At 68.7% G+C, this 26,344-nt stretch carries 18 protein-coding genes and 5 pseudogenes; 11 read left to right on the top strand and 12 right to left on the bottom strand.

Annotation, left to right across the window (positions count from 1 at the left end; genetic code table 11):
• The 4 genes and pseudogenes from rluB to FU658_RS16180 form a co-directional block, all read right to left on the bottom strand.
• Positions 1-1,075, bottom strand: a 1,075-nt coding sequence (gene rluB, locus FU658_RS13590) for a 23S rRNA pseudouridine(2605) synthase RluB (protein WP_147892572.1), incomplete at its 3' end; no start/stop codon positions are given.
• Positions 1,076-1,104: 29 nt separating this feature from the next.
• A pseudogene (gene scpB, locus FU658_RS13585) lies at positions 1,105-1,817 on the bottom strand (SMC-Scp complex subunit ScpB); the annotation flags it as partial.
• A gap of 146 nt (positions 1,818-1,963) precedes the next feature.
• Positions 1,964-2,845, bottom strand: coding sequence for a segregation and condensation protein A (locus tag FU658_RS13580; RefSeq protein WP_147892571.1), 882 nt, complete (start codon positions 2,843-2,845; stop codon positions 1,964-1,966).
• Between the two features lie 96 nt (positions 2,846-2,941).
• Positions 2,942-3,567, bottom strand: a pseudogene (locus FU658_RS16180) (L-threonylcarbamoyladenylate synthase).
• 41 nt (positions 3,568-3,608) lie between these two features.
• Here FU658_RS16180 and FU658_RS13565 point away from each other — a divergent pair.
• The 6 genes and pseudogenes from FU658_RS13565 (at position 3,609) to epmA (ending at position 12,131) form a co-directional block, all read left to right on the top strand.
• Positions 3,609-3,908, top strand: coding sequence for a YciI family protein (locus FU658_RS13565; protein ID WP_147892568.1), 300 nt, complete (start codon positions 3,609-3,611; stop codon positions 3,906-3,908).
• Entirely contained in the window at positions 3,908-4,192 is a 285-nt protein-coding gene (locus tag FU658_RS13560) for a BolA family protein (RefSeq protein ID WP_187266137.1), read from the top strand. The genes FU658_RS13565 and FU658_RS13560 overlap by 1 nt, the downstream gene beginning before the upstream one ends.
• A 59-nt stretch (positions 4,193-4,251) precedes the next feature.
• Positions 4,252-7,754 (top strand): annotated as a pseudogene (smc, locus tag FU658_RS13555) (chromosome segregation protein SMC).
• 25 nt (positions 7,755-7,779) lie between these two features.
• Positions 7,780-8,640: a cell division protein ZipA gene (gene zipA / locus FU658_RS13550; protein WP_147892566.1), complete on the top strand. Its 861-nt coding sequence runs from the start codon at positions 7,780-7,782 to the stop codon at positions 8,638-8,640.
• 9 nt (positions 8,641-8,649) lie between these two features.
• Positions 8,650-11,024 (top strand): annotated as a pseudogene (gene ligA, locus FU658_RS13545) (NAD-dependent DNA ligase LigA).
• A 123-nt stretch (positions 11,025-11,147) separates the two neighbouring features.
• Positions 11,148-12,131, top strand: a complete 984-nt coding sequence (epmA, locus tag FU658_RS13540) for an EF-P lysine aminoacylase EpmA (protein ID WP_147892565.1) — start codon at positions 11,148-11,150, stop codon at positions 12,129-12,131.
• Between the two features lie 3 nt (positions 12,132-12,134).
• Here epmA and FU658_RS13535 read toward each other — a convergent pair whose 3' ends face one another.
• Entirely contained in the window at positions 12,135-13,847 is a 1,713-nt protein-coding gene (locus FU658_RS13535) for a diguanylate cyclase (protein WP_187266134.1), read from the bottom strand.
• 79 nt (positions 13,848-13,926) lie between these two features.
• Here FU658_RS13535 and mtnA point away from each other — a divergent pair, with 79 nt between their 5' ends.
• Complete coding sequence (mtnA, locus tag FU658_RS13530; RefSeq protein ID WP_147892563.1) at positions 13,927-14,976, top strand: S-methyl-5-thioribose-1-phosphate isomerase; 1,050 nt, start codon at positions 13,927-13,929, stop codon at positions 14,974-14,976.
• 181 nt (positions 14,977-15,157) lie between these two features.
• Positions 15,158-17,788 (top strand): DNA gyrase subunit A, encoded by a 2,631-nt coding sequence (gene gyrA, locus FU658_RS13525; protein ID WP_147892562.1) that lies wholly within the window; start codon positions 15,158-15,160, stop codon positions 17,786-17,788.
• A gap of 75 nt (positions 17,789-17,863) precedes the next feature.
• Here gyrA and FU658_RS13520 read toward each other — a convergent pair whose 3' ends face one another.
• Positions 17,864-18,343, bottom strand: coding sequence for a peroxiredoxin (locus FU658_RS13520; protein ID WP_147892561.1), 480 nt, complete (start codon positions 18,341-18,343; stop codon positions 17,864-17,866).
• A gap of 153 nt (positions 18,344-18,496) precedes the next feature.
• Between FU658_RS13520 and FU658_RS13515 the strand changes: the two genes are divergently transcribed.
• The 3 genes and pseudogenes from FU658_RS13515 to FU658_RS13505 all read left to right on the top strand — a co-directional run bounded on the left by FU658_RS13515 (position 18,497) and on the right by FU658_RS13505 (position 20,925).
• Positions 18,497-18,946, top strand: a complete 450-nt coding sequence (locus FU658_RS13515) for an Hsp20/alpha crystallin family protein (RefSeq protein ID WP_147892560.1) — start codon at positions 18,497-18,499, stop codon at positions 18,944-18,946.
• A gap of 106 nt (positions 18,947-19,052) precedes the next feature.
• Positions 19,053-19,978: pseudogene (locus FU658_RS13510) on the top strand (DnaJ C-terminal domain-containing protein).
• Between the two features lie 128 nt (positions 19,979-20,106).
• Entirely contained in the window at positions 20,107-20,925 is an 819-nt protein-coding gene (locus FU658_RS13505; protein WP_147892558.1) for a hypothetical protein, read from the top strand.
• A gap of 63 nt (positions 20,926-20,988) precedes the next feature.
• Here the strand turns inward: FU658_RS13505 and pilH are convergent, their stop codons facing one another.
• From pilH to sucB, 6 genes are all read right to left on the bottom strand, one after another.
• Positions 20,989-21,357 carry a twitching motility response regulator PilH gene (gene pilH, locus FU658_RS13500; RefSeq protein ID WP_147892557.1) on the bottom strand — a complete coding sequence of 123 codons (369 nt, stop codon included), beginning with the start codon at positions 21,355-21,357 and terminating at the stop codon, positions 20,989-20,991.
• A 63-nt stretch (positions 21,358-21,420) separates the two neighbouring features.
• Complete coding sequence (locus FU658_RS13495; protein WP_147892556.1) at positions 21,421-22,413, bottom strand: oxidoreductase; 993 nt, start codon at positions 22,411-22,413, stop codon at positions 21,421-21,423.
• Positions 22,414-22,443: 30 nt separating this feature from the next.
• Positions 22,444-22,884, bottom strand: a complete 441-nt coding sequence (locus FU658_RS13490; RefSeq protein ID WP_147892555.1) for a hypothetical protein — start codon at positions 22,882-22,884, stop codon at positions 22,444-22,446.
• Positions 22,885-22,954: 70 nt separating this feature from the next.
• Positions 22,955-23,554, bottom strand: coding sequence for an LOG family protein (locus FU658_RS13485; protein WP_147892554.1), 600 nt, complete (start codon positions 23,552-23,554; stop codon positions 22,955-22,957).
• Positions 23,555-23,630: 76 nt separating this feature from the next.
• Complete coding sequence (lpdA, locus tag FU658_RS13480; RefSeq protein ID WP_147892553.1) at positions 23,631-25,064, bottom strand: dihydrolipoyl dehydrogenase; 1,434 nt, start codon at positions 25,062-25,064, stop codon at positions 23,631-23,633.
• A gap of 60 nt (positions 25,065-25,124) precedes the next feature.
• Positions 25,125-26,342 (bottom strand): dihydrolipoyllysine-residue succinyltransferase, encoded by a 1,218-nt coding sequence (gene sucB / locus FU658_RS13475; protein WP_147892552.1) that lies wholly within the window; start codon positions 26,340-26,342, stop codon positions 25,125-25,127.
• Between the last annotated feature and the right edge of the window lie 2 nt (positions 26,343-26,344).

Below are 26,344 nucleotides of genomic sequence, written 5' to 3'. Positions count from 1 at the left end.
GGACCCGGCCGGGACCGCGCGGGCTTGCCGCGCCGGGGCGGCCGCCAGCTGGACGACCACCCGGGCCGGCCGGACGCCCGCGACCCGGACCCGCCGGGCGACCGCGTCGCGCCGGACCCTCGTCACGCAGGTTGTCGAACTTGCGCAGCTCGCGGCCCTCGTCGGCGACATGTCCGGCCACGTAACCGGCCTGCCGGTCCTCGTGGCTCACCTTCACCTCGGCGCGTGCCCGGCGCTGGCCGATCACCTGGTGCAGGGTCAGTCCATCCGGATGCTGCTCCAGGCCCAGCGACTTGAGCAGTTTGGCCACCGCTTCGGGCGACAGCTCCTCGCTGTGGCCACGCTTGAGCAGGCGGGGCAGGGTGATGTCGCCATAGCGCACGCGCTTGAGGCGGCTGACCTGGAAGCCTTGCGACTCCCACAGGCGGCGCACCTCGCGGTTGCGGCCCTCCTCGATGACCACCTTGAACCAGGCGTGCGAGTCGCTGCTGCCGATCGACTCGATCTCCTTGAACTTCGCCGGGCCATCGTCGAGCTCGACGCCGCGCGACAGGGTGCGGATCACTTCCTCCGACACTTCGCCGTGGATGCGGCACACGTACTCGCGTTCGACCTCACGCGAGGGGTGCATCAGCGCGTTCGCCAGCTCGCCGTCGGTGGTCAGCAGGAGAAGGCCGGTGGTGTTGATGTCCAGGCGGCCGACGTTGATCCAGCGCGCGCCCTTGATGCGCGGCAGCTTGTCGAACACGGTGGGACGACCCTCGGGGTCCTCGCGCGTGGTCACCTCGCCCTCGGGCTTGTGGTAGACCAGCACGCGGGCCGGCTCGGTCAGCGCGGTGGCCATGAAGGCCTTGCCGTCGAGCTCCACGCGGTCGCCGCTGCGGATGCTCTGGCCAACCTGGGCCACCTCGCCGTTGACCTTCACCAGGCCGTCGGCGATGCGCTCTTCCAGTGCCCGTCGGGAGCCGAGACCGGCCTGTGCCAGCACCTTGTGCAGGCGCTCCTCGGTGTTCTTGCTCGGGGCGGCGTCGCTTCCACGCTTCAGGGACAGGACGCGGCTTTTTGATTCACTCATGGATTGTTCTGCTCCGGCCGGGCGTCGTCATCGTCGACGGGCGCGGCGGTTTCTTCCGGGGTGGGGGCGTCCGTCGTCGCGACGGTGCCTTCGGTGTCGGGGCCGGTGTCGGCGCCCGGGTCTTGGCCGTCATCGGCCGGGGTGTCCTCGCCGGTGGCCACGTGGGCCACGCCGGTGCCTTGTCGCCGTCGAACGGCAGCTCCGGTTCGAGGTCGGGAATGTCGCGCAGCTCCGCCAGTGGCGGCAACTGGTCGAGGCTCTTGAGGCCGAAGTAGTCGAGGAAGCCGCGGGTGGTGCCCAGCAGCGCCGGCTTGCCCGGTACGTCGCGGTGCCCCACGACACGGATCCAGTCGCGCTCCTCGAGCGTGCGGATGATGTTGGTGCTCACCGCCACGCCGCGAACCGACTCGATCTCGCCGCGGGTGATCGGCTGGCGATAGGCGATCAACGCCAGCGTCTCCAGCACGGCGCGGCCATAGCGGGTCTGGCGTTCGGTCCACAGGCGCGAGACCCAGGGGTAGACCTCGCCACGGACCTGGTAGCGGTAACCCGAGGCCACCTCGACCAGCTCCACGCCGCGCCCCTCGCAGTCGCCGGCAAGTGACTCCAGCGCCTGCTGCAGGATCTGGTGCGACGGGGCCTCGCCCTCGGGGAAAAGCTCCGCCAGCTGCTTGGTGCCCATCGGCTGGCTGGCTGCCAGCAGTGCGGCTTCGACGATGCGCTTGAGCAGCGGCATGTCCATCGAAGGGGCAGGGATGGCGTCGGCCACGTCCTGCGCCGGCTCCGCTGCGGCCTGGTCTGCCGCCTCGTCGCGGTGGATCGTCGTCGCTTCCGCGTTGGCGTCGTCGCCGCTGCCATGCGCGGCGCCCATCGGGGTGTTCTCATCGCTCATGCGTGTTCGGCCACCGCTTTTGATTTCACGTAGATCGGCCCCAGCGGGACCTCCTGTACCAGGTCCAGCAATTGCTCCTTGGCCAGTTCCAGCGTGGCCAGGAAGGTCACCACGACGCCCAGCCGGCCTTCGGCGGGGTCGAACAGCGAGATGAAGTCGTGGAACGCGCCGTCGCCGAGCCGCTCGAGCAGTTCGCCCATGCGCTGGCGCACGCTCAGCCGCTCGCGCTGGATCGCGTGGTGGCTGAACAGGTCGGCGCGCTTGAGCACGTCGCGCAGCGCCACCAGCATCTCGCGCAGGTCGACCGGCGGCGGCAGGCGGATCACGTCGCGGTCGGAGACCTGCACCGAGGCCATCGCGGTGTCGCGTTCCATGCGCGGCAAGGAGTCGATGTCGAGGGCGGCCTGCTTGAAACGTTCGTACTCCTGCAGGCGCCGCACCAGCTCCGCACGCGGGTCGTCCTCGTGGCCTTCCTCGACCGGCGGTCGCGGCAGCAGCATGCGCGACTTGATCTCGGCCAGGATCGCGGCCATCAGCAGGTACTCCGCGGCCAGTTCGAAACGCATCTCCTGCATCAGTTCGATGTAGCCCATGTACTGCTGGGTGATCTGCAGTACCGGGATGTCGAGGATGTCGAGGTTCTGCCGGCGGATCAGGTACAGCAGCAGGTCGAGGGGGCCCTCGAACGCCTCCAGGATCACTTCCAGCGCGTCGGGCGGGATGTAGAGGTCCTGCGGCACCTCGACCATCGGCTCGCCGCGCACCACGGCCAGCGGGATCTCCTGCTGGCGCGAGCTCGCCGCCTCCGGCGCGGTGGCCGCGGCGGGGGCTGTGCTGTCGGTGGCCTCGGTGGGCCCGGTCGCGTTCGCTTGTGCCATCAGGTCTCTGGAGCCCCTTTCGGGCTGTGTGTCGCGCGGGTGCCCGGTGGGCATGGTTCGCGTCCCCTGGTCGCCGACGGCGTCACCCGCATGCGTTCAATCCAGGTCGATCGGCCGGAATCCCTCGCGGAGCAGTTCCGGCATGTCCCCGGTACAGTCGATGACCGAGGTCGGGCCAGACGGGCAGTCCTCGGCATCGAGCATCAGGTCCACGTGCTTGAGCATCGTTTCCGCGACTGTCTCGGCCTCGTGGCTGGGCAGTTCCTCGGCGTCGGTGTCCGGCAGCACGAGGCTGGTCGTCAACAACGGTTCGCCTACCGTTTCCATCAGCGCCATGGCAGCCGGGTGGTCGGGTATGCGGATACCCACGGCACGACGCTTGGCCTGCTTGAGGCGGCGGGGCAAACCGGATGCGCCGGCAGGATGAACGTACACGGGCCGGGAGTGTGTGAGCGGATCAGCCGGAAGGCCTGATCGTCGATGCGGGCCAAGTGGCCGGCTTCACTCATTGACCGACAGAGTAAGGTGAAAGGGTGAGTGGTGTCCAGCGCCCGCAGGCGCACCACCCGGGCCTCGGCGTCGCGGGCGTCCACGCCCCAGACGAATGCGTAGCCGGCATCGGTCGGGCACAGCAGCAGGCCACCCTGGCGGACGACGTCGGCGGCACGATCGACGAGGCGCTGCTGCGGGGACACCGGATGCACGCGGAGGCGGTTGCTCATCGCAGTATCATGCCCAGCCAGGACCTTTTCGGATAGACCACATGTGGTACGTGATCTTCGGGCATGACCGCCCCGACAGCCTCAAGGCGCGCCTCGAGGCGCGACCGGCCCACGTGCAGCGCCTCGAGGCCCTGCGCGACCAGGGGCGCCTGCTGGTGGCCGGCCCGTGCCCGGCGATCGATGCCGAGGACCCGGGCAGCAACGGATTCAGCGGCAGCCTGATCGTCGCCGAGTTCGCTTCGCTTGCCCTGGCCCGGGCCTGGGCCGATGCCGACCCCTACCTTGCCGCCGGCGTCTACGAACAGGTCGACGTGCGGCCGTTCAAGCGGGTGTTGCCGTGATCGGCCCGCGCGAAACCCGGGTCGAGCGCATCCGCGCCGCGCTGGAGGCCGCGCTGGCCCCCGAGGCGCTGGAGGTCATCGACGAGAGCCACAAGCACGCCGGCCACGAGGGCGCGCGCGACGGACGCGGCCACTTCAAGGTGCTGGTCACCAGCGCCGCGTTCGAGGGCCTCAACCCGATCGCCCGGCACCGGGCGGTGTACGAAGCGCTCGGCGACATGATGGTGACCGACATCCATGCGTTGTCGATGACGGCCCGCACGCCGGCCGAGGCCGGGCGATGAGGCCGGGCATGCCCTGCCACCTTCTTCGAAGCCGCCGCGGCAGCGTATAGTCCCGACCCATGCGCCTCTCCACGATCAAGCTCTCGGGCTTCAAGTCCTTCGTCGATTCGACCGTGCTGCACCTGCCGACCAACATGACCGGCGTGGTGGGCCCGAACGGCTGCGGCAAGTCCAACATCATCGATGCGGTGCGCTGGGTCATGGGCGAGAGCTCGGCCAGCCGCCTGCGCGGCGACAGCCTCACCGACGTCATCTTCTCCGGCTCGGCCTCGCGCAAGCCGGTCAGCCAGGCCATGGTCGAGCTGGTGTTCGACAACGCCGACGGGCTGGTGGGCGGCGAGTTCGCCCGGTTCTCGGAAATCTCGGTCAAGCGCACCGTCAGCCGTGACGGCCAGAGCGTGTACTACCTGAACGGCAGCAAGTGCCGCCGCCGCGACATCACCGACCTGTTCCTCGGCACCGGCCTGGGCCCGCGCAGCTACTCGATCATCGAGCAGGGCATGATCAGCCAGATCATCGAGGCCAAGCCCGAGGAACTGCGCGTCTACCTGGAGGAGGCCGCCGGCATCTCCAAGTACAAGGAGCGCCGCCGCGAGACCGAGATCCGGATCCGGCATACCCGGGAAAACCTGGATCGACTCAACGATGTACGTGATGAAGTTGATAAACAACTTGAACACCTGAAGCGTCAGGCGCGAGCCGCCGAGCAGTACACCGCGCTCAAGGACAGCCAGCGCGAGAAGGACGCCCAGCTCAAGGCGCTGCTCTACCGCAAGCTCGACGCCGAGCTCGGTGGCCTGCGCGAGACGCTGGCCCAGGACGAGACGAAGCTGGAGCAGCTCATCGCCGAGCAGCGCCATGCCGAGGCCCAGATCGAGGCCTGCCGCGAGCAGCACGGCGAGGCCCGCGAGGTGCTCAACCAGGCCCAGGCCCGGGTCTACCAGGTCAGCGCCGACATCGCCCGGATCGAGCAGCAGATCCAGCATTCGCGCGAGCTGCGCGAGCGCTTGGAGCGTGGCCATGGCGAAACCCAGGGGGCGCTGGCGGAACTGACCGCGCACATCGAGGACGACGAGCGCCAGCTGGCCGAGCTGCGCGAATCGATGGAGGCCGACGAGCCGCGGCTGGCATCGCTGCGCGAGCAGGACGCCGAGCGCCAGGAGGCGCTGCGCGTCGCCGAGGCGGCGCTGGTGGACTGGCAGCAGCGCTGGGACACCCATGCGCGCACCCAGTCCGAAGCCGCGCGCGCCGCCGACGTGGAGCGCACCAAGATCGAATACCTCGAGCGCCAGGCGCTGGAGGCCAATTCCCGCCACGAGGCGCTGACCGGCGAGCGTGGCGGCCTGGACGTGTCCGCGCTGTCGGAGGCACTGGCCGCGCTGCGCGAGCAGCATGACGAGCAGAAGCAGGGGCTCGACGAACTCGGCGATGCGCTGGAGGCCCGAAAGCAGGCGGTGGCCGAAGTGCAGGAATCGCAGCGGGCGGGGCAGGCTGAACTGGCCGAGCTGCGCAAGCAGGTGCAGGCCGCCCGCGGCCGGCTGGGTTCGCTCGAGGCACTGCAGCATGCCGCGCTGGGGCAGGAGAAGGGCGCGGCGCTGGACTGGCTGCGCGCACAGGGCCTGGAAGGCGCGCCGCGCGTCGGCGAGCTGCTCGAGGTCGAAGCCGGCTGGGAGACCGCGGTGGAGACGGTGCTTGGCACGCTGCTGCAGGGCGTGGCCGTGGATGCCCCGGACCGCCTGTTCGATTCGCTGGCCGAGTTCGACAACGGTCGCGTGGCGCTGGTGTCGGCCGAGGCCGCCGAAGTCACGGTGCCGGACGACTCGCTGGCCTCCAAGCTTCGTGGGCCGGCGGCCGTGCGGCGCCTGCTGAAGAACGTGAAGTTCGCCGAGGACCTGGCCGAGCGCGCGGCCGCGTTGGCGGCCTGGGCGACGGCGAGGCGGTGATTACCCGAAGCGGCGAATGGGCCGGCCCGGGCTGGGTGCGCGTGATCCGTTCCGGCGAGGCGCAGCAGGGCGCACTGGCGCGCGAGCGCGAGATCCAGGCGCTCAAGGCGGAGATCGACACACTGGGCGAGCGCGAGGATGCGCTGGTCGAGGCCCAGGCCAACCTGAAGTCACGGCAGCTGGAAGCCGAACAGCAGCGCGAGGACGCCCAGCGCGCCCTGTACCTGGCGCACCGCAGCGTTTCCGAACTGGGCGGCCAGATCCAGAGCCAGACCGGCCGCCTGGAGTCCGCCCAGGGTCGCCTGGCCCGGATCGAACAGGAGCTGGGACAGCTGGCGACCACCCTGTCGGAGTCGCAGGAGCGCGCCACCGAGGCGCGCGGCCGGCTCGAGCACAGCATGGAGCGCATGGGCGAGCTGGAGGACGAGCGCCACGCACTCGAGGCCGAGCGCCGTGGCCTCGGCGAACAGCGCGACGCGGCCCGCAACGCGGTGCGCGAAGCGCGCGACACCACCCACCAGCTGGCCCTGTCGCAGGAGAGCCGACGCACCAAGGTGACCGCGCTGACCCAGGCCCTGGCGCGCATGGGCACCCAGCGCGGGCAACTCGAGCAGCGGCTGGCGGAACTGGGTGGCCAGCTGGGCGAGGGCGATGCGCCGGTGCAGGCGCTGCAGTCCGAGCGCCAGACCTGCCTGGACCAGCGTGTGCTGGTCGAGAAGGACCTGGCCACCGCGCGCTCGCGCGTGGACGGTATCGAGGCGGAAATGCGCCAGTACGAGCAGACCCGGCAGCAGCGCGACCAGCAGTCGCTGGCCCAGCGCGAGCTGATCGGCAAGCGCCGGCTGGAGGAGCAGTCGCTGGTGCTGCGCGAGCAGCAGCTCAACGAGGGCATCGCCGCGGCCGAGCTGTCGATGCAGGACGTGCTGGCCAACCTGCCGGCCGAGGCCGAGGTCGGTGCCTGGCAACAGGCGCTGGTGGAGATCGAGGCGAAGATGCGCCGCCTGGAGCCGGTCAACCTGGCCGCGATCCAGGAATTCGGCGAGGCCGAGAAGCGCAAGACCTACCTCGACGCGCAGCACCTCGACCTGAGCTCGGCGCTGGAGACGCTGGAAGACGCGATCCGCAAGATCGACCGCGAGACGCGCGGCCGCTTCAAGGACACCTTCGACCGCGTGAATTCCGGCGTGCAGGAACTCTATCCACGCCTGTTCGGCGGTGGCCACGCCTACCTGGAATTGACCGGCGAAGACCTCCTGGATGCCGGCGTGGCGATCATGGCGCGTCCGCCGGGCAAGCGCGTGAGCAACATCACGCTGCTTTCCGGCGGCGAGAAGGCGCTGACCGCCGTCGCGCTGGTGTTCGCGATCTTCCGCCTGAACCCGGCGCCGTTCTGCCTGCTCGACGAGGTCGACGCGCCACTCGACGAAGCCAACGTCGGGCGCTTCTGTGCGATGGTCACCGAGATGAGCGAGAAGGTGCAGTTCCTGTTCGTCAGCCACAACAAGGCCACGATGGAAGCCGCGAGACAGTTGTCGGGTGTCACCATGCGCGAGCCGGGCGTGAGTCGCCTGGTCTCCGTCGACCTCGACGAAGCCACCCGCCTGGCAGGCGCCGCCTGACCCCCCGAGGAGGACCCTGACAACGATGGATGCCACCCAGCTTCGAATCATCCTGCTGATCGCAGGCCTGATCCTGATTGGCGCGATCTACTGGTTCGGCCGTCCCGGAAAGCCGGACCAGGTCCGTCGTGGGCCGCGCGCGCGAAGCGCCGCCGCGACCGGGCGCCGGGGCGCGGAGCCCGAAGCCGGGCGCCGCGAGCCGACCCTGAGCGACATGGTCGAGGACGAGGACGGCGCGTCCGCGGTGGCGCCGCAGGGCGAAGATCCGGAGTTCGACCGCGAGATCCAGGCCGAGCTCGAACTGCTCGAGCGTACGCTGGCGGAGGAAAATGCCGAGGATCGCGGCGGGGACGAGGACGAGCACGCGCACCGTGGCGGCCGGGTCGAGCCCAAGGCGGGCGGTTCGGCCAACGCGAAACTCGGCGAGCGTCCGGACGAGCAGTTCGACCGCATCCTCACGCTTTTCGTGGCGGCGCGCGCCGGTGCGCAGCTCAGTGGGCCCGACCTCGTCGTCGCGGCCGAGAAGGCCGGCCTCATCTATGGCTACATGGGCATCTTCCACCGACTGGTGGATGGCCATCCCGAGCAGGGGCCGGTGTTCAGCGTCGCCAACATGGTCAAGCCGGGAAATTTCGAACTGGCCGGAATCCAGCAACTGCAGACCCCGGGCATCAGCTTCTTCATGACCCTGCCCACGCCGGTACCGGCGCTGGACGCGTGGGACATGATGCTGCCGACCGCGCAGCGCATGGCCGAACTGCTCGATGCCGTCGTGCTGGACGAGGAGCGCAATGCGCTCGGGCGCCAGCGCATCGCCCACATCCGCGACGAACTGCGCGCCTACGACCGCAAGCGCGACGCGGCCAACCAGCCCCCGCGCTGGTAAGCCGGTGCCATGGCCGGCTCCGATGAAGTCCGCGAACGCGCGGCCGGGCTGAGGCGTCGGCTCGAGGACGCGAACTACCGCTACCACGTCCTCGACGACCCTTCGATCCCGGACGCCGAGTACGACCGCCTGCTGCGCGAGCTGGAACAGCTCGAAGCGCAGCATCCGGAGCTGGCCGACCCCGACTCCCCGACCCAGCGCGTCGGGGCCGGACGCCTGGAGGGCTTCGAGGAAGTCCGGCACGCGATGCCGATGCTCTCGCTGGGCAATGCCTTCAGCGAATCGGAGGTGCACGACTTCGTGCGCCGGATCAGCGACGGCACCGGAGATGCGAACCCGGCCTTCTCGGTCGAGCCCAAGCTCGATGGACTGGCCATCAGCCTGCGCTACGAACACGGCAAGCTGGTGCAGGGCGCCACCCGTGGCGACGGCCTGAGCGGTGAGAACGTCACCGCGAACCTGCGCACCGTGCGCGCGATTCCGCTGAAGCTGCGCGGCGATGCGCCGCCGGTGCTGGAGGTTCGTGGCGAAGTCTACATGCCGCGCGCGGCGTTCAACGCGTTCAACGAACGTGCGCTGGCCGAGGGCGAGAAGCCGCTGGCGAATCCCCGCAACGGCGCGGCCGGCTCGCTGCGCCAGCTGGATCCGCGCATCACCGCCAGGCGCCCGCTGGGCTTCTATGCCTACTCGCTCGGTGTCGTGGAAGGCTGGGACGTGCCCGAGACACACTCCGAGACGCTGCAGGCGTTGAGGGCTTCGGGCTCCCCGTGTCTCCCGAGGCCGACACCACGCGCGGCGCGGACGGACTGCTGGCCTATTACGCGCGCATCGGCGAGCGCCGCGACGCGCTTCCCTACGAGATCGACGGCGTGGTCTACAAGCTGGACCGCTTCGAGCAGCAGCGGGCGATGGGTTTCGTGGCGCGCGCCCCGCGCTGGGCGATCGCGCACAAGTACCCGGCCCGCGAGGAAGCCACGACGGTGGAGGCGATCGAGGTGCAGGTGGGACGCACCGGTGCGATCACGCCCGTGGCGCGGCTCACGCCGGTGCAGGTGGCGGGTGTCGTGGTGACCAATGCCACGTTGCACAACGCCGACCAGATCGCCCGCCTGGACGTGCGGGTGGGCGATGCGGTGATCGTGCGCCGCGCCGGCGACGTGATCCCCGAAGTGGTGCGCGTGATCACCGAACGGCGCCCTCTGGATGGCGACGGCAAGCCGGTCCACGCGGGCTTCGACATGCCGGTCGCGTGCCCGGCCTGTGGTTCGGCCGTGGTGCGCGAGGAGGGCGAGTCCGTGGCGCGCTGCACCGGCGGCCTGGTGTGCCCCGCGCAACGCAAGCAGGCATTGATCCATTTCGCCTCGCGCCGGGCGATGGACATCGAGGGCCTGGGCGAGCGTCTCGTCGAGGATCTCGTCGACCTGGGCTTCCTGGAGACCGTGGCCGACCTCTACCGGCTCGAACTCGACGACCTGCTGGCGATGCGCCGTCGGGCCGACGAGCGCGACGGCACGACGCCGGAAACGGTGAAGTCCGGAAAGGTCGCCACCAAATGGGCCGAGAACCTCGTCGAGTCGATCGACCGCAGCCGCCACACCCGGCTGGAGCGACTGCTGTTCGCGCTCGGCATCCTGCAGACTGGCGAGGAAACCGCGAAGGCCCTGGCCAAGGCGTTCGGCACGCTCGACACGGTGCGTCGCGCCGATGCGCTGGTGCTCATGTCGGTGCCCGACGTGGGCCCCAAGGTGGCGCAGTCGATCGCTGCGTTCTTCGCCGAACCCCACAACGAAGCGGTCATCGATGCCTTGCTCGCGGCCGGCGTGGTGCCCGAGGGCAGCGGTGCACCGTCGGGTACGTTGCTCTCGCGGTTGGGACTGGCCGCGCTGCTGCGCGCCGCCAAACAGCTGGGTGCTCCGCTCGATGGACTGGGCGACACGTCGATCGAGCGCATCGGCGAGCATTGCGCCTCGCTGGCGGCGCTGAAGGCCTCCGGCGCGCACGGCCTGGTGGCCATGGGCGTGCCGTCGGGGCCGGCGAAGGCGGTGATGGACCTGCTCGAGGATTCCCACTGGGGCCCACGCCTCACCGGCGCGCAGGCACTGGTCGACGAGCTGCGCGCGCTGTCTCCGGTCAGCAGCGCCGAGGGTCCCTTGCAGGGACAGACCGTGGTGCTGACCGGCGCGCTGAGCGCCATGACCCGGGACGCGGCCGGCGAGCAGCTCGAGGCCCTGGGCGCGAAGGTGGCCGGCAGCGTGTCGAGGAAAACCAGCTTCGTGGTCGCCGGCGAAGCTGCCGGAAGCAAGCTCGCCAAGGCCAGGCAGCTGGGCGTGGAGGTATGGGACGAGGCGCGGCTGCTGGAATTCCTGGCGCGGCACGCGCGCTGACAGGCGGATTGCGTGACGCGGTACGCGCTGCCTGCACGTGGCGCGGGCGCGGTTCAGGAACTGCGGCGTGCAGACGATAACCTTGCTGGCACCGGGGCCGGTGCCCCAGAACGAAGCGTGACGATGTCCCATACCCCAGCCGACTGGCAGCCCACGGCCCGCATCGAAGCACTGCGCCTTCGCGCACGCCTGTACCAGCTCGTCCGCGAGTTCTTCGCCGAGCGCGGGGTGCTGGAGGTCGAGACGCCGATGCTGTCGGCCGGCGGCAACACCGATGCGAACATCGAAAGCTTCAGCACCCGGTTCGATGGCCCCGCTGCCGGCGGTCCCGCCAAGCGCTGGCTGCGCACTTCGCCGGAGTACCCGCTCAAGCGCCTGGTGGCCGCGGGTGTGGGCGACTGCTACGAGATGGGTCGGGTATTCCGCAACGGCGAGGCCGGCACCCGCCACAACCCCGAGTTCACGATGCTGGAGTGGTACCGGGTGGGATGGGACCACCGGCGCCTGGCCGAGGAAGCTGCCGACCTCGTGCAGGCCGCACTGGGCCTGGTGGGTCGACGCACTGCGGTGCGCCGCGCCACGTTCCGCGAGCTCTACCGCAAGAAGCTGGGCATCGATCCGTTCACCGCGTCCGTGGAGGAGCTGCGCGCGCCACTTGCGGTCTACGAGATCGACCCCGAGGGACTGGGTCGCGACGACTGGCTGGACCTGCTGATGACCCACCTGATCCAGCCCTCGCTGTCGAACGGGCGCATCCTGGTGCTGAGCGACTATCCGGCGAGCCAGTGTGCGCTGGCGAAGATCCGCGAGGACGAACCCCCGGTGGCGGAGCGTTTCGAGCTCTACGTCGGTCCGCTTGAACTGGCCAACGGCTACCACGAGCTGACCGATGGCAACGAGCAGCGGCAGCGCTTCACCCGCGACCTCCACAAGCGCCATGGTCGCGGAGCGGTGCGTCCGCCGGTGGATGAGGCGATGCTGGCGGCGCTCGACCACGGCCTGCCGGCGTGCGCCGGCGTGGCACTCGGCGTCGAGCGCCTGCTGATGACGATGATGGGCACCGACCGGATCGCCGACGTGCTGGCGTTTCCGTTCGAGCGGGCCTGAGCTTCAGCTTCCCTCGGGGGCCAGCAGCACCTGGTTTCGTCCGGCCTTCTTGGCGGCGTACAGCGCGGCGTCGGCGCAGCGCAGCAGTCCATCCGGCCGCAGCGCCTGCTGCGGGTAAGTGGCCACGCCAATCGTGACGGTGATCGCTGGCAGGGGTCTGCCCAGGTGCGTGAGCTCGGCGCGCGCGATCGCTTCGCGTATCTGGTCACCCCGCTGCATCGCGAACTTCGATTCGGTGTCGGGCAGGATCAGCGTGAACTCCTCGCCGCCGTAGCGGCAGGGCACGTCCTCGGCCCGGCACTGGCCCCGCAGCAATTCGCCGACGTGCCGCAGGACGGCGTCGCCGGCCTCGTGACCGTGATCGTCGTTGAAGCGCTTGAAATGATCGACATCTATCATCAGCACGGCGATGTGCCCGTCGCGCCGCTGGGCACGGGCGGTCTCACGGGTCAGCGACTCCTCGAGGTAGCGCCGGTTGAACAGGCCGGTCAGCGGGTCGCGGATCGACTGCACGCGCAACTGGTCCTGCAGGCGCAGGTTGAACAGTGCCAGGGCCAACTGCTCGCTCGCCGCCTCGGCCAGCGCCGCGCGTGCGATCGGCCCTTCGCCGCTGCGCGCCAGGTACAGGAAGCCCAGGGACTCGCCCTGGACCGACATCGGCACGCACAGCGTCGTCGCCGGTTGGTTCTCTGGAGGCAGCTCGACGTGCGCGCATTTGACGTCCCGCTGGATCTGGGGCACGGAGTAGCTGTGGCCCCGGCGCAGTGCCCAGCAGTCGTCGGGTGCGGCCAGTTCCCGGGTCGGGGACGGGAGGCTTCCCCAGGTGAACATCCTTTCTGCGTAGTCCTTCGACGCACGCGCCAGGTACAGCGCACCGCCCAGCTCCGGGAAAAGGCGGTCCAGGGTCTGTTGCGACACCGACAGGGCTTCGTCGAAGCTTCGGCAGCTCTGCAGCAGGCCGGCGTACCGGCTCAAGGCCTGCATGTCCTCCTGTGCGGCGCGAGCGGTGTCGTAGCGTTCGGCGAACTGGCCCTGGGCCGTGGCAATACTGTGGGTCTCGCGCAGGACGCGGCGCAGGACCAGGGCCAGGACCGCCAGGCTCAAACCGATCCCGCCGAACGCCAGGGCGATGAGCACCACATGGTTCCTCCGGCGGGAGACTTGCGCCGCAGCCAGGGCGTACTCGTCGATCGTCTCGATCGTTTCGGCCAGTTGGGTGATCTCGCGGCTCAGCGCCAGTCCGCCGCCCTGGCGAAGCTCGTGCACGGCGGCGTCGAGACCCGACTGCGCATAGACGCGTGTCACCATCCGCGCGTGCTCAAGGCGCGGTTCGGCCATGGCGATCAGCGAGTCGATCCGCTGGCGTTGCATCGCATCGGGATGCGGGTTCGCACGAAGCCTCTCGATGATCGCGAGCAACTCCGCGGACGCCGAGTGGAAGTTGGACAGGCTGTCGGCCTCGCCGGTCAGCACGTGCAGGCGCTGCGAAGCCTCGGCCGAGCGCAGGGCGGTGACCGAGCGTTCGATGACGAGCAGGCGCTGCTGCATGCGTTCGATGCGCATCGCGTCGGCCGCGGTGACCAGCGTACTGGCGACCACGGCGACACCCACCACCACCAGGACCGCGGCGGCGGCGACGAAGCCAAGCCAGGAGCGACGGGCATCCCGGGCGGAAGCGAGGACAGTGGCATCGTGGACGTTCAACGCGCCCAGCATACGCAAACATGGCGGACGGAGCCGCCAACTCCATCTCATTGTCGGATTGCTAGACTACGGGCTTTTCCGGACCACCCCGATGATCGATTTCGCCCGCTACGACCGCGTCCGGCCCCTGCGCTGGACCGGTGACGCCCTGGAGATGCTCGACCAGCGCAAGCTGCCGTTCGAGGAAGTCTACGTGCGCTGCGCCGACCATCCGGCGGTGGCGCGCGGCATCCATGACCTCGTCGTGCGGGGGGCGCCCGCCATCGGCATCGCGGCCGCCTGGGGCCTGGTGCTGGCCGGGCGCGACGTGCGTGCCAACTCCGGGCCGGACGCGTTGCGCGCCTTGCGCGATGCCGTCGATGTGCTCAACCGCGCGCGCCCCACGGCGGTCAACCTGGCCTGGGCACTGGCCCGCATGGGCCGCGTGCTGGCCGCATCGGGCAGCGACTGGCAGGAGCGACTGGAGGCCGAGGCGCAAGCGATCACCGAGGAAGACCTGGCCGCCAACCGGCGCATGGGTGAGCTGGGCTCCGACCTCATGGTCGCGGGCAGCGGCGTGCTGACCCATTGCAACACCGGTTCGCTGGCCACCGCGGGTTTCGGCACGGCGCTGGGTGTCATCCGGGCGGGGGTCGCGTCGGGCCGCGTCGAGCGGATATTCGCCGGCGAAACACGTCCGTGGCTGCAGGGTGCGCGCCTCACGGTGTGGGAGCTGTTGCAGGACGGCATCGACTCGACGCTGGTGGCCGATTCAGCCGCCGCCCACCTGATGGCCTCCGGTCAGGTGCAATGGGTGGTCATCGGCGCCGACCGCATCTGTGCCAACGGCGACACGGCCAACAAGATCGGCTCCTCGCAGCTGGCCATCGTCGCGCGCCACTACGGGGTGAAGTTCATGGTCGTGGCGCCGTCCTCGACCGTCGACATGGCGATGGAAAGCGGTGCCGGCATCGAGATCGAGATGCGTGATCCAGCCGAGTTGCTGGGCGTTTCAGGCACCCGCACCGTGGCCGAAGGCGTGCGCGCCTGGAACCCTGTCTTCGACATCACCCCGGCCGGCCTGATCGATGTGATCGTCACCGAGAAGGGCGTCATCGAAGCGCCGGACCGGGCCCGGATGGCACGCGCTTTCCCGGCCTGAACCGGGGTTGGCTTCCGCAGTTGCAAGTTACTGATTTGGTTCGCTAAAAACCCGGCTGGATCGCCCGTGTCCATGCTATACTTCACCGTCTTTTGACCCGGTCGGCGCATGCCCGCCGGGCCCATGCCTGCGAGCGTCCGGGGAGGGCGGCGCAGGGTGTTGAAAACCAACGGAAAAACGAATGGCAGAGCTCGCTAAGGAAGTCATCCCGGTCAATCTCGAGGATGAGATGCGCCGCAGCTACCTCGATTACGCGATGAGCGTGATCGTCGGACGCGCCCTCCCGGATGTCCGGGACGGTCTCAAGCCCGTCCACCGTCGCGTGCTGTTCGCGATGAGCGAACTCGGAGCCCACTCCAACAAGCCCTATTACAAGTCCGCCCGAATCGTCGGCGACGTGATCGGTAAATACCATCCGCACGGCGACTCGGCGGTGTACGACACGCTGGTGCGCATGGCGCAGCCGTTCTCGCTGCGCTACATGCTGGTCGACGGGCAGGGCAACTTCGGTTCCATCGACGGCGACTCCGCCGCGGCGATGCGCTACACCGAGGCGCGCATGTCGCAGCTCAGCCACGAGCTGATGGCCGACATCGACAAGGAAACCGTCGACTTCCAGCCCAACTACGACGAGAAGGAACAAGAGCCCAGCGTGCTGCCCACGCGGGTGCCGAACCTGCTGGTCAACGGCTCCACCGGCATCGCCGTGGGCATGGCGACGAACATCCCGCCGCACAACCTCACCGAGGTCATCGCCGCGGTCACCGCGCTGATCGACAACCCCGAGGCGACGATCGAGGAGTTGATGGAGCACCTGCCGGGTCCGGACTTCCCGACCGCGGGCATCATCAACGGCGCCGCCGGCATCCACCTGGCCTACCAGACCGGTCGCGGCCGGGTGCGCATGCGCGCGCGTGCCGGCATCGAGGTCGACGAGAAGGACGGCCGCGAGTCGATCATCGTCACCGAGCTGCCCTACCAGGTGAACAAGGCGCGGCTGATCGAGAAGATCGCCGAGCTGGTCAAGGAAAAGCGGATCGAGGGCATCTCCGAACTGCGCGACGAGTCCGACAAGGACGGCATGCGCATCTTCATCCAGGTCAAGCGGGGCGAGTCGGCCGACGTGCTGCTCAACAACCTGTACTCGCAGACCCAGATGGAGTCGGTGTTCGGCATCAACATGGTGGCGCTCGTCGACGGCCGCCCGCAGCTGCTCAACCTCAAGCAGATCCTCGAGGCCTTCGTGCGCCACCGCCGCGAGGTGGTCACCCGGCGCACGATCTTCGAGCTGCGCAAGGCCCGCGCCCGCGCCCACATCCTTGAAGGCCTGACCGTCGCGCTGGCGAACATCGACGAGATGATCGAGCTGATCAAGAGCTCGCCCAGCCCGGCCGAGGCGAAGGAGCGCATGCTGGCGCGCACCTGGGACGCCGGCATGGTCGGCGCGCTGCTGGCCGCGGCCGGTTCGGCGGCCTCGCGCCCCGAGGAGCTGGCCGACGGCATCGGCCTGACCGAAAAGGGCTACCAGCTCTCCGAGGTGCAGGCCAAGGAAATCCTCGAGATGCGCCTGAACCGCCTGACCGGGCTGGAGCAGGAGAAGCTGACCGACGAGTACAAGCAGCTGCTGGAAGTGATCCGCGACCTCATCGAGATCCTCGAGGTGCCCGACCGCCTGCTGCAGGTGATCCGCGACGAACTCCTGGCGCTCAAGGAAGGCTTCGGTGACGCGCGTCGCACCGAGATCCGGCCGAGCGAGGAAGACCTCGACATCCTCGACCTGATCACCCCCGAGGACATGGTGGTGACGCTCTCGCACACCGGTTACGCCAAGCGCCAGCCGGTCAGCAGCTACCGGGCCCAGCGCCGCGGTGGCCGTGGCCGCTCGGCCACCGCGGTGAAGGACGAGGATTTCGTCTCCAAGCTGTGGATCGCCAATACCCACGACACCCTGCTGACCTTCACCAGCAAGGGCCGTGTGTTCTGGCTTGGCGTGCACCAGCTGCCCGAGGCCGGCCCGAACGCCCGCGGTCGTCCGATCATCAACTGGCTGCAGCTCGAGGCCGATGAGCAGGTGCAGGCGGTGCTGCCGGTGCGCGAGTACGCCGAGGACAAGTTCGTCTTCTTCGCCACCCGCAACGGCACCGTCAAGAAGACGCCGCTGACCGAATACGCCTACCGCCTGCAGCGCGGCAAGATCGCGATCAACCTGGACGAGGGCGACGAGCTGGTCGACGTGCAGATGACCGACGGTGGCCACGAGGTGATGCTGTTCGCCTCCAACGGCAAGGTCGTGCGCTTCCACGAGGAGGCAGTGCGCCAGATGGGCCGCACCGCCACCGGCGTGCGCGGCATGCGCCTGGCGCCCGGCGAGTTCGTGCGCAGCCTGATCGTGGTCGACGGCGAGGGCGACGTGCTGACCGCCTGCGAGAACGGCTTCGGCAAGCGCACCCCGGTCAGCGAATACCCGACCAAGGGCCGTGGCATCCAGGGCGTCATCGCGATCCAGACCTCCGGCCGCAATGGGCCGCTGGTCGGGGCGATCCAGCTGACCGAGGAGCACGAGATCCTGCTGATCTCCAACCGCGGCACGATGGTGCGCACGCGCGCCTCGGAAGTGTCGCAGGTGGGCCGCAACACCCAGGGTGTCACGCTGATGCGCGTGGGTGACGGCGAGCGCCTGATCGCGGTCGAGCGCGTGGATGCGCTGGAAGCGGACGAGGTGCTGGAGGACGAGGACGGCGAGGGTGGTTCGGTCGTGCCCCAGGCCGCCGGTGCCGATGCCCAGGATGCGGGCGCAGAGCCCACCGAGTAACTCCGGTCGGCGTGATCCACGAAAAAGGCGACCCTCGGGTCGCCTTTTTCGTTCCGGGACGCGTCAGCCGCCGCTTCAGCCGATGGCTTCGAGCATGGCCTCGGCGCTGGAGACCTTGAATTCACCGGGCGCTTCGACGGCCACGTGGGTCACCACGCCGTCCTCGGCCGCCAGCGCGAAGCGCTGGGCGCGCAAGCCCATGCCGAAGGCGGTGCCGTCGAGTTCCAGGCCCAGTGCGCGGGTGAATTCGCCATTGCCGTCGGCCAGCATGTGCAGGCCCTCGGGCACCTGCTGGCTCTCGCCCCAGGCGCCCATGACGAAGGCATCGTTCACCGACAGGCAGGCCACGTCGTAGCCGCGCGCCTTGAAGTCCGCGAAGTGCGCCACGAAGCCCGGCAGGTGCTTGGCCGAGCAGGTCGGGGTGAACGCGCCGGGCACCGCGAAGAGCACCATCTTGCGGCCCTCGAACAGCTTGGCGGTGTCCACGGCCTGCACGCCGTCGCGCATTTCGTTGACGGTGGCGGCGGGAATGCGTTGGCCGGGGGAGATCGCCATGCGGGGAATCCTTGTGCTGGGGAAGGGAGCAGGGAGTGTAGCGCCGGCGCGTGAAAACCCCGTCGCTTCCCTCTTGAAGCCCTGCCAGGCGACCCCAGATTCCTGAGCAGCAGCCGGATGCAACCGGACTGCCCCAACCAAGTGGAGGTTCCCATGAGCATGATCCGCTACAACCCCTGGGGCAATTCCAACCAGCTCCAGAACGACATCAAGCAGGTCTTCGAGAAGTTCTTCTCCGAGGACGAGAACGACCAGTCCAACATCGCCACCAGCCAGTGGGCACCGCGCGTGGACATCCGCGAGGAGTCGGGCCGCTTCGTGATCCTGGCCGACATCCCCGGGGTCGACCCCAAGGACATCGAAGTGCAGATGGACAAGGGGATCCTGACCATCAAGGGCGAGCGCAGGTCCGAGAAGCGCGACGAGAACGAGCGCTACTCGCGTGTGGAGCGCCAGCACGGCCTGTTCTATCGCCGCTTCGCGCTGCCCGACAGCGCCGACCCCGAGCAGGTCAGCGCGGCCGGGCGGCACGGGGTGCTGGAGATCACCATCCCCAAGCGACCGGAAACCACGCCGCGCCGGATCACGGTCAACGGCGAGTAAGCGATACTGGGGCCATGAGGGCCCCGGCGCGCAGCAGGCGCCCCGCGACTCCGGTCGCGGGCCGTCATGTTCGCGCCGCTGATCGGGGGCCGCAACGGAGCGAAGCATGCAGTTCAAGGACTACTACCAGACCCTGGGCGTCGAGCCCGGTGCCGGCGAGGCGGAGATCAAGACCGCCTATCGGCGCCTGGCCCGCAAATACCACCCCGATGTCAGCAAGGAAGCCGGGGCGGAGGACAAGTTCAAGGCGGTCAGCGAGGCCTATGAAGTGCTGCGCGATTCGGCGAAGCGGGCGCAGTACGACCAGTTGCGCGCCGGTGGCTTCCGTCCCGGGGAGGAATTCCGTCCCCCGCCGGGCTTCGGTGGCGGCGGAGGCGCGCCACACGGTTTCGAGTTCGAGTTCGGCGATGACGGTGGCGGTGGCTTCAGCGATTTCTTCGAGTCGCTCTTCGGACGCATGCGTTCGGGTCGTCCGGGTCCCGGCGGCGGTCCGGCGCAGGGGCCGGGTGCGCATGCCGGACACGCAGGCCACGCCGTGCATGGCGACGTGCATGCGAAGCTGGCGATCCCGTTGGAGCTGGCCTTCACCGGCGGCAAGCAGCGCATCAATGTCGATGGCCGCACGCTGGAGGTGAAGATTCCGGCCGGCGTCCGACAGGGCCAGGTGATCCGCCTGGCCGGGCAGGCCGGCGGTGGCCGCCACCTGCTGCTCGAGGTCGCGTACCGGCCGCACCCGCAGTTCGAGGTCGACGGCCGCAACATCCTCTACAACCTGCCGGTGGCGCCCTGGGAAGCGGGACTGGGCGCAGCATCGACGTGCCGACGCTGGGAGGACGGGTCACGCTGCGGATCCCGGCGGGTTCGGACTCCGGGCGAAAGCTGCGCCTTCGCGGCCGCGGCCTGCCGGGGCAGCCGTCCGGCGACCAGATCGTCCTGCTCGAGGTGCGCGCCCCGAAGGCGGAGAGCGACGCGCAGAAGGCCGCCTACCAGCGCATGGCCGAGGCCTTCGACTTCGACGCGCGGCAGGACTGAGCGCGCGCCAGCCATAAACTGCTTGACCTGTGCGTGCCCCGGCGGGACGCTTGCCGGTAGCCGCGCCCGGGGGGGCTGGGTGCGGAAAATCCAGGGGGTCGATGATGCGTGTATCCAGGGCCGGCGCGATGCTGGCAGCCTTTGTGTTGATGTGCACGCCCGCGCTGGTCGCGGCGCAGGATTACGGGAATTTCGAGATCGGGGCGGGATTCACTCCGGACCCGCAGACCGGTAGCGGCGTCTCCGGAGGTTCGGTGGATGCCAGCAGCTTCGGGCCCGGGTGCGTCGGGTCGGTCGACGACTCGCCCGACCACCGCATCACCGTCACCAGCACGCTCGACCTCACGCTCTACGCGCTGAGCAGTGTCGACACCACGCTGGTGCTGCGGGGTCCGGCCGGCACCTTCTGCGACGATGATTCCCATGGTGGCCTGAATCCGGAGATCAACGCGCGGCTCACGCCCGGCACCTACGAGGTCTATGTCGGGAATTTCGACCAGGACGACCAGGCCCGCTACACGCTCACGTTGACCGAGAACCTGGGCGGCACGCCCGGCGCGGACGAGGAGAGCGGGCCGCGTACCTTCTCCCTTGGTGCCGGTTTCCTGCCCGATCCGACCATCGGCCGTGGCATCACCGGCGGCGACATGGACGCAGCGCGATTCGGGGCGGGCTGCACGGGCAAGGTGCATGTCGAACCCGACCACGTCCTCACCGTCACCTCGGCGGTGAACCTGCACATGTACGTCGACAGCGACGTCGATGCCACGCTGGTGGTGATGGGACCGCAGGGCGCCTGGTGCGACGACGATTCCAACGGCAACCTCGATCCGGCGATCCGCCGGCGCTTCCCCGAGGGCGTGTACCAGATCTACATCGGGCACCTGGGCGGGGATGCGGGGCGCTACACGCTGACGCTGACCGAAGACCTCGAGGATTTCCTCTAGGCCCAACGAAAACGCGCCGGCAGGTGCCGGCGCGTCGATGCTGCTGCAGCCGTGGTGGCGCGGTCAGTGCGCGGCGAGCAGCTCGTTGATCACCTTCACCAGGGCCTGCTCGTTGAACGGCTTGGTGATGTAGCCCTTCGCGCCCTGGCGCATGCCCCAGACCTTGTCGGTCTCCTGGTCCTTGGTCGTCACCAGCACGATCGGAATGTGCGCGGTCGACGGGTCCTTGGAGATCTGGCGGGTGGCCTGGAATCCGTTGAGGTTGGGCATGACCACGTCCATCAGGATCAGGTCGGGCAGTTCGCGGCGCGCGAGCTCCACGCCCGCGGCACCATCCTCGGCCGTCAGGGGATCGTGTCCGAGCTTCTCGATGATGCGTTTCATGCCCATCAACTGGGAAGGCGAGTCATCGACGATGAGGATGCGGGCCATGGGGGATTCCGTTTAGAAGTCTTGGGGATTGTAGCCAGCGAGGGGGCGCTGTCCACCGTTGTCTCACAGCCGGACCAGGGTCCTGCCGAAGCTGTCGCCGGCCAGCATGCGCGGAAACACGTCGTGAAGCTCTTCCAGGCCGACCTCGCGGGTGCAGACCGCATCAAGGTGGCGCGGCTTCCAGTCGCTTGAAAGCCGCTGCCAGACCTCCTCGCGGACATCGCGTGCGGTGCCTGCGGAGGCGACGCCCAGCAGGCTGACGCCCCGAATGATGAAGGGCATGACGGTGGTGGGCAGGCTGTGGCTGCCGGCCAGCCCGCAGCTGGCCACGTTGCCGTAGGGCACCGTCTGCGCCAGCAGGCCCGCCAGCGTGTCGCCACCCACGTTGTCGAGCGCGCCGCCGAAGCGCGCCGAGCCCATGGGCTTGTCGCACAGTGCAGCGTCCCGCGGCAGCACCTCGCTGGCCCCCACGTCGCGCAGGAAGCTGGCGCGCTCGCTCTTTCCGCTGAAGGCATGCACCTCGTAGCCGGCCGCGCTGTAGATGTCGACCGCCAGCATGCCCACGCCGCCGGTGGCGCCGGTCACCGCCAGGGGGCCCATGGCGGGCTTCTGGCGGTTCTCCTCCATGCGCAGCAGGCCCAGGGCGGCGGTAAAGCCCGCGGTGCCGAGGATCATCGCTTCGCGCAGGTCGAGTCCCGCAGGCAGCGGCACGGTCCACTGCGCCTCCAGGCGCACGTACTTCGAGTAGCCCCCGTCGCGGGTCTCCGACAGGCCCGAGCCGGTGCAAAGCACCGGGTCGCCCTCGCGGAAACGCGGATCCTCCGAACGCACCACCGTGCCCGCGACGTCGATGCCACCCACCAGCGGGAACTGGCGCAGGATCTTGCCCTTGCCGGTGCCGGCCAGCGCGTCCTTGTAGTTGATCGACGAATAGGCGGCCTCGATCACCACCTCCCCGGCGTTGAGGTCGTCGAGCGAGATCTCCTCGATGCCGGCGCGATAGCCCTGGCCGTCGTTGTGGATGCGGAAGGCGGAGAAGGAGTTGGCTATGGACATGGCTGGTCTCACCTGCGTGGCGCGTGGGAGTTACCCGCAATTATGGCGCGGAATCTCGATCACCCGCGGCGTGATGACGAACCCGTCGACCGCTTCGGTCTCCTCGTCACAATGGTAGAGGTCCATGTGGATGACCATTTCCGGCTGATCGGCGCACTGCACGCGGTACGCATCGACCATCCGTCCATAGGGGCCGACCCCGGTCGAGCCGATGCGCTCGAAGGCCGGGCTGGAGTCGTCGGCACAGCGCAGGCGGTGCAGGTAGTCGCGCTGCCCCATCGGCCCGGTCGCCCGGACCGGATTGGTGGGGCTGCCCAGTTCGCCGGACACCGCGGCATGGTCCGGGCGCTCCTGGTGATAGGAAAGCGACTGGGCGAAGTCCAGCGCTGCGGAGTCCGTGCTTGCACACCCAAGGCCGGTGAGCACACTTCCGGCCATCACCGCGGTCATCACAACGCGCGCATGCTTCATTCGCTTTCCCCCAGGCAAGTCTTCGATCCGATGAATACTAGCGGCAACTCGCCTCCGGGTCAGATCCGGCTCAGCGCAGGTCGCGGCCTTCCGTGATCTTCTCGTCGAGCCACTTGCGCGAATCCGCGGGGGTGTAGTCCTGCATCCAGGCCAGCATCGAGTCGATGCTCTCGCCGTGCCACAGGTCCTGGCGCTGGGCGGGGTGCAGGAAGCGGGTGTCGACCATGCGGTCGAGCATCTGCATCAGCGGCTGGTAGAAGCCGTCGACGTCGAGGAAGGCGCAGGGCTTGTTGCCCAGGCCGAGCTGGCGCCAGGTCAGCATCTCGAACATCTCGTCGAGCGTGCCGAAGCCGCCGGGCAGGGCGATGAAGCCTTCGGCCAGGTCGAACATGCGCATCTTGCGCTCGTGCATGTTGCCGACCACTTCCAGGCGGGTGACGTCGACGTGGGCCACTTCCATGTTCCGGAGCTGTTCGGGAATCACGCCGATCACGCGGCCGCCGGCCTGCAGCGCGGCGTCGGCGACGATGCCCATCAGGCCGACGTTCCCTCCACCATAGACGAGCTCGAGCCCGTCGCGCGCGAGGCGGTCTCCCAGCTGGGCGGCGCGTTCGGCGTAGACCGGGTTGGTGCCGGAGTTGGAGCCACAGTAGACGGCGACTGATTTCATTGGATGGACTTCCTCAAAGCGAAGCGGCGCACCTTTTGGGGCGCGCCGCTTCGGGTGCAACAGCATTGCGACGCGATCAGTTCTGCTTGTGGATCGCGCGCTTGTCGACGGCCAACGCGGCCTCGTGCACGGCCTCCGACAGGGTCGGGTGGGCGTGGCAGATGCGGGCCAGGTCTTCGGCGGAGCCCTTGAACTCCATCGCGACGACACCCTCGTGCACCAGCTCGGATACGTTCGGGCCGACCAGGTGCATGCCGAGGATGCGGTCCGTCTCGGCGTGGGCGATCACCTTGACCATGCCGGCGGTCTCGTTCATCGCAACGGCGCGACCGATCGCGGCGAACGGGAAGGTGCCGACCTTGTACTCGATGCCGGCCTCCTTGAGCTGCTTCTCGGTCTGGCCGACCCAGGCCAGCTCGGGCTCGGTGTAGATGACCCACGGCACGGTGTTGAAGTCGATGTGGCCGGGCAGGCCGGCGATCATCTCGGCCACGGCGATGCCTTCCTCGGACGCCTTGTGCGCCAGCATCGGGCCGCGAACGCAGTCGCCGATCGCCCACACGCCATCCACGCCGGTGTGGCAGTGCTCGTCGACCTCGATGAAGCCACGGTCGGTGAGCTTCACGCCGCAGTCCTCGCCCAGCAGGCCTTCGGTGGCGGCGCGGCGGCCCACGGCCACCAGCAGCTTGTCGACCACCAGCTTCTGATCGTCCTTGCCGTCGCTGTAGGTCAGGTGGACTTCGTTCTTCTTCACCTCGGCCTTCGACACCTTGCAGCCCAGCTTGATGTCCAGGCCCTGCTTCTTGAATTCCTTCATCGCCACCTTGGCCACGTCCGCGTCGGCGGCGGCCAGGAAGTCGGGCAGGGCCTCCAGGATCGTCACCTCGGCGCCGAGGCGCCGCCACACGCTGCCCATCTCCAGGCCGACCACGCCGGCACCGATGACGCCCAGGCGCTTCGGGGTGGACTCGAAGTCGAGCACGCCGATGTTGTCGACGATGTGCTTCTGGTCGTACTTGGCGAACGGCAGCTCGATCGACACCGAGCCGGCGGCCAGGATGACGTTCGTGCCCTTGAGCTCGACGTCCTTGCCGTCATGGGCCTTCACCTTGACCACGTTGCCCTTGTGCAGGCTGCCGAAGCCGTGGAAGGCGGTGACCTTGTTGGCCTTGAACAGGCCGGCGACGCCGCCGTTGAACTGCTTGACGATCTTGTCCTTGCGGCCAACCATCGTCTTGACGTCGATCTTGGCGTTGTCGGCGGTGATGCCGTGGTCGCCGAACATGTGCGTGAGGTTGTGGAACTGGCGCGAGGAATCCAGCATCGCCTTGGACGGGATGCAGCCGACGTTGAGGCAGGTGCCGCCCAGCGCCATCTTGCCGCCGTCCTTGCCCTTGAACGCATCCACGCAGGCCACCTTCATGCCCAGCTGCGCGGCGCGGATCGCGGCCACGTAGCCGCCGGGGCCTCCGCCGATCACGACGAGGTCGAAATTGTGCTGTTCGCTCATTTGCGTTGATCCTTGTGTTCGCAGACCCTCCCCGCGGACGGGGAGGGAGGGGAGCCGCGATCAGATGCCCAACAGCATCCGGTGCGGGTTCTCCAGCTGGTTCTTGATGTCGACCAGGAACAGCACCGCGTCCTTGCCGTCGATGATGCGGTGGTCGTAGCTCAGCGCGATGTACATCATCGGCGCCGCCACCACCTGGCCGTTCTCGACGATCGCGCGCTCCTTGATCGCGTGCATGCCCAGGATCGCCGACTGCGGCGGGTTCACGATCGGCGTGGAGAACAGCGAGCCGAAGGTGCCGCCGTTGGTGATCGTGAAGGTGCCGCCCTGCAGGTCCTCCAGCGACAGCTTGCCGTCGCGCGCCTTCTTGGCGTAGTCGAGGATGGCCTGCTCGATCTCGGCGAAGCCCATCGACTCGGCATTGCGCAGCACCGGCGTCACCAGGCCCTTCTCGGTCGACACCGCGATCGAGATGTCGGCGTAGCCGTGGTAGATCACGTCGTCGCCGTCGACCGAGGCGTTCACCACCGGGTACTTCGCCAGCGCGTTCGCGGCGGCCTTCACGAAGAAGCTCATGAAGCCCAGCTTGACGCCGTGGGTCTCCTGGAACGACTCGTTCATCGCCTTGCGCATCGCCATGACCTCGCGCAGGTTGACCTCGTTGGACGAGGTCAGCATCGCGATGGACTCCTTGGAGTGCATCAGGCGCTCGGCGATGCGCTTGCGGATGCGCGTCATCGGCACGCGCTCCTCGGGGCGACGGCCACCGGCGCGACCGGCACCGCCGGCCTTCATGTGGTTGACCAGGTCTTCCTTGGTCACGCGGCCGCCACGGCCGGTGGCCTCGACGTCCTTCGGATCGATGCCTTCCTGCGTGGCGACGCGACGGCCGGCCGGGGACAGGTCGGAGGTGTCCGACTTCGACTCCCCCTTCGAGGAGGACTTCGCCTCGGCCTTGGCCGCTGGCTTGTCGTCCTTCTTTTCGCTCGCCTTCGGCTCGCTCTTCGCCTCGGCCTTCTCTTCCTTCTTCTCCGGCGCCGCACCCGCCTCGATGATCGCGATCAGCTGGTCGGAGGTGACCGTGTCGCCTTCCTTGTGCTTGATCTCCTTGATCACGCCGTCCACCGGCGAGGGGACTTCCAGCACCACCTTGTCGGTCTCGAGGTCCACCAGGTTCTCGTCGCGAGCGACCGCGTCGCCCACCTTCTTGTGCCAGGTGGCGATGGTGGCGTCGGAGACGGATTCCGGAAGGTTGGGGACTTTGACTTCAGTGCTCATGG

This window comes from Alkalisalibacterium limincola (assembly GCF_008017755.1).
Taxonomy (GTDB): Bacteria; Pseudomonadota; Gammaproteobacteria; order Xanthomonadales; family Xanthomonadaceae; genus Alkalisalibacterium; species Alkalisalibacterium limincola.
This window is presented reverse-complemented; position numbering and strand designations above follow the sequence as displayed.

Bases quoted from the DNA above. Each gene is read 5' to 3' on its own strand.
- pilH (WP_147892557.1), bottom strand. From the start codon at position 21,357: ATGGCCCGCATCCTCATCGTCGATGACTCGCCTTCCCAGTTGATGGGC.
- FU658_RS13520 (WP_147892561.1), bottom strand. From the start codon at position 18,343: ATGGCGATCTCCCCCGGCCAACGCATTCCCGCCGCCACCGTCAACGAA.
- FU658_RS13535 (WP_187266134.1), bottom strand. From the start codon at position 13,847: ATGCTGGGCGCGTTGAACGTCCACGATGCCACTGTCCTCGCTTCCGCC.
- FU658_RS13580 (WP_147892571.1), bottom strand. From the start codon at position 2,845: ATGGCACAAGCGAACGCGACCGGGCCCACCGAGGCCACCGACAGCACA.
- lpdA (WP_147892553.1), bottom strand. From the start codon at position 25,064: ATGAGCGAACAGCACAATTTCGACCTCGTCGTGATCGGCGGAGGCCCC.
- FU658_RS13505 (WP_147892558.1), top strand. From the start codon at position 20,107: ATGCTGGCAGCCTTTGTGTTGATGTGCACGCCCGCGCTGGTCGCGGCG.
- FU658_RS13495 (WP_147892556.1), bottom strand. From the start codon at position 22,413: ATGTCCATAGCCAACTCCTTCTCCGCCTTCCGCATCCACAACGACGGC.
- FU658_RS13565 (WP_147892568.1), top strand. From the start codon at position 3,609: ATGTGGTACGTGATCTTCGGGCATGACCGCCCCGACAGCCTCAAGGCG.
- epmA (WP_147892565.1), top strand. From the start codon at position 11,148: ATGTCCCATACCCCAGCCGACTGGCAGCCCACGGCCCGCATCGAAGCA.
- FU658_RS13490 (WP_147892555.1), bottom strand. From the start codon at position 22,884: ATGAAGCATGCGCGCGTTGTGATGACCGCGGTGATGGCCGGAAGTGTG.
- FU658_RS13485 (WP_147892554.1), bottom strand. From the start codon at position 23,554: ATGAAATCAGTCGCCGTCTACTGTGGCTCCAACTCCGGCACCAACCCG.
- mtnA (WP_147892563.1), top strand. From the start codon at position 13,927: ATGATCGATTTCGCCCGCTACGACCGCGTCCGGCCCCTGCGCTGGACC.
- gyrA (WP_147892562.1), top strand. From the start codon at position 15,158: ATGGCAGAGCTCGCTAAGGAAGTCATCCCGGTCAATCTCGAGGATGAG.
- FU658_RS13515 (WP_147892560.1), top strand. From the start codon at position 18,497: ATGAGCATGATCCGCTACAACCCCTGGGGCAATTCCAACCAGCTCCAG.
- zipA (WP_147892566.1), top strand. From the start codon at position 7,780: ATGGATGCCACCCAGCTTCGAATCATCCTGCTGATCGCAGGCCTGATC.
- sucB (WP_147892552.1), bottom strand. From the start codon at position 26,342: ATGAGCACTGAAGTCAAAGTCCCCAACCTTCCGGAATCCGTCTCCGAC.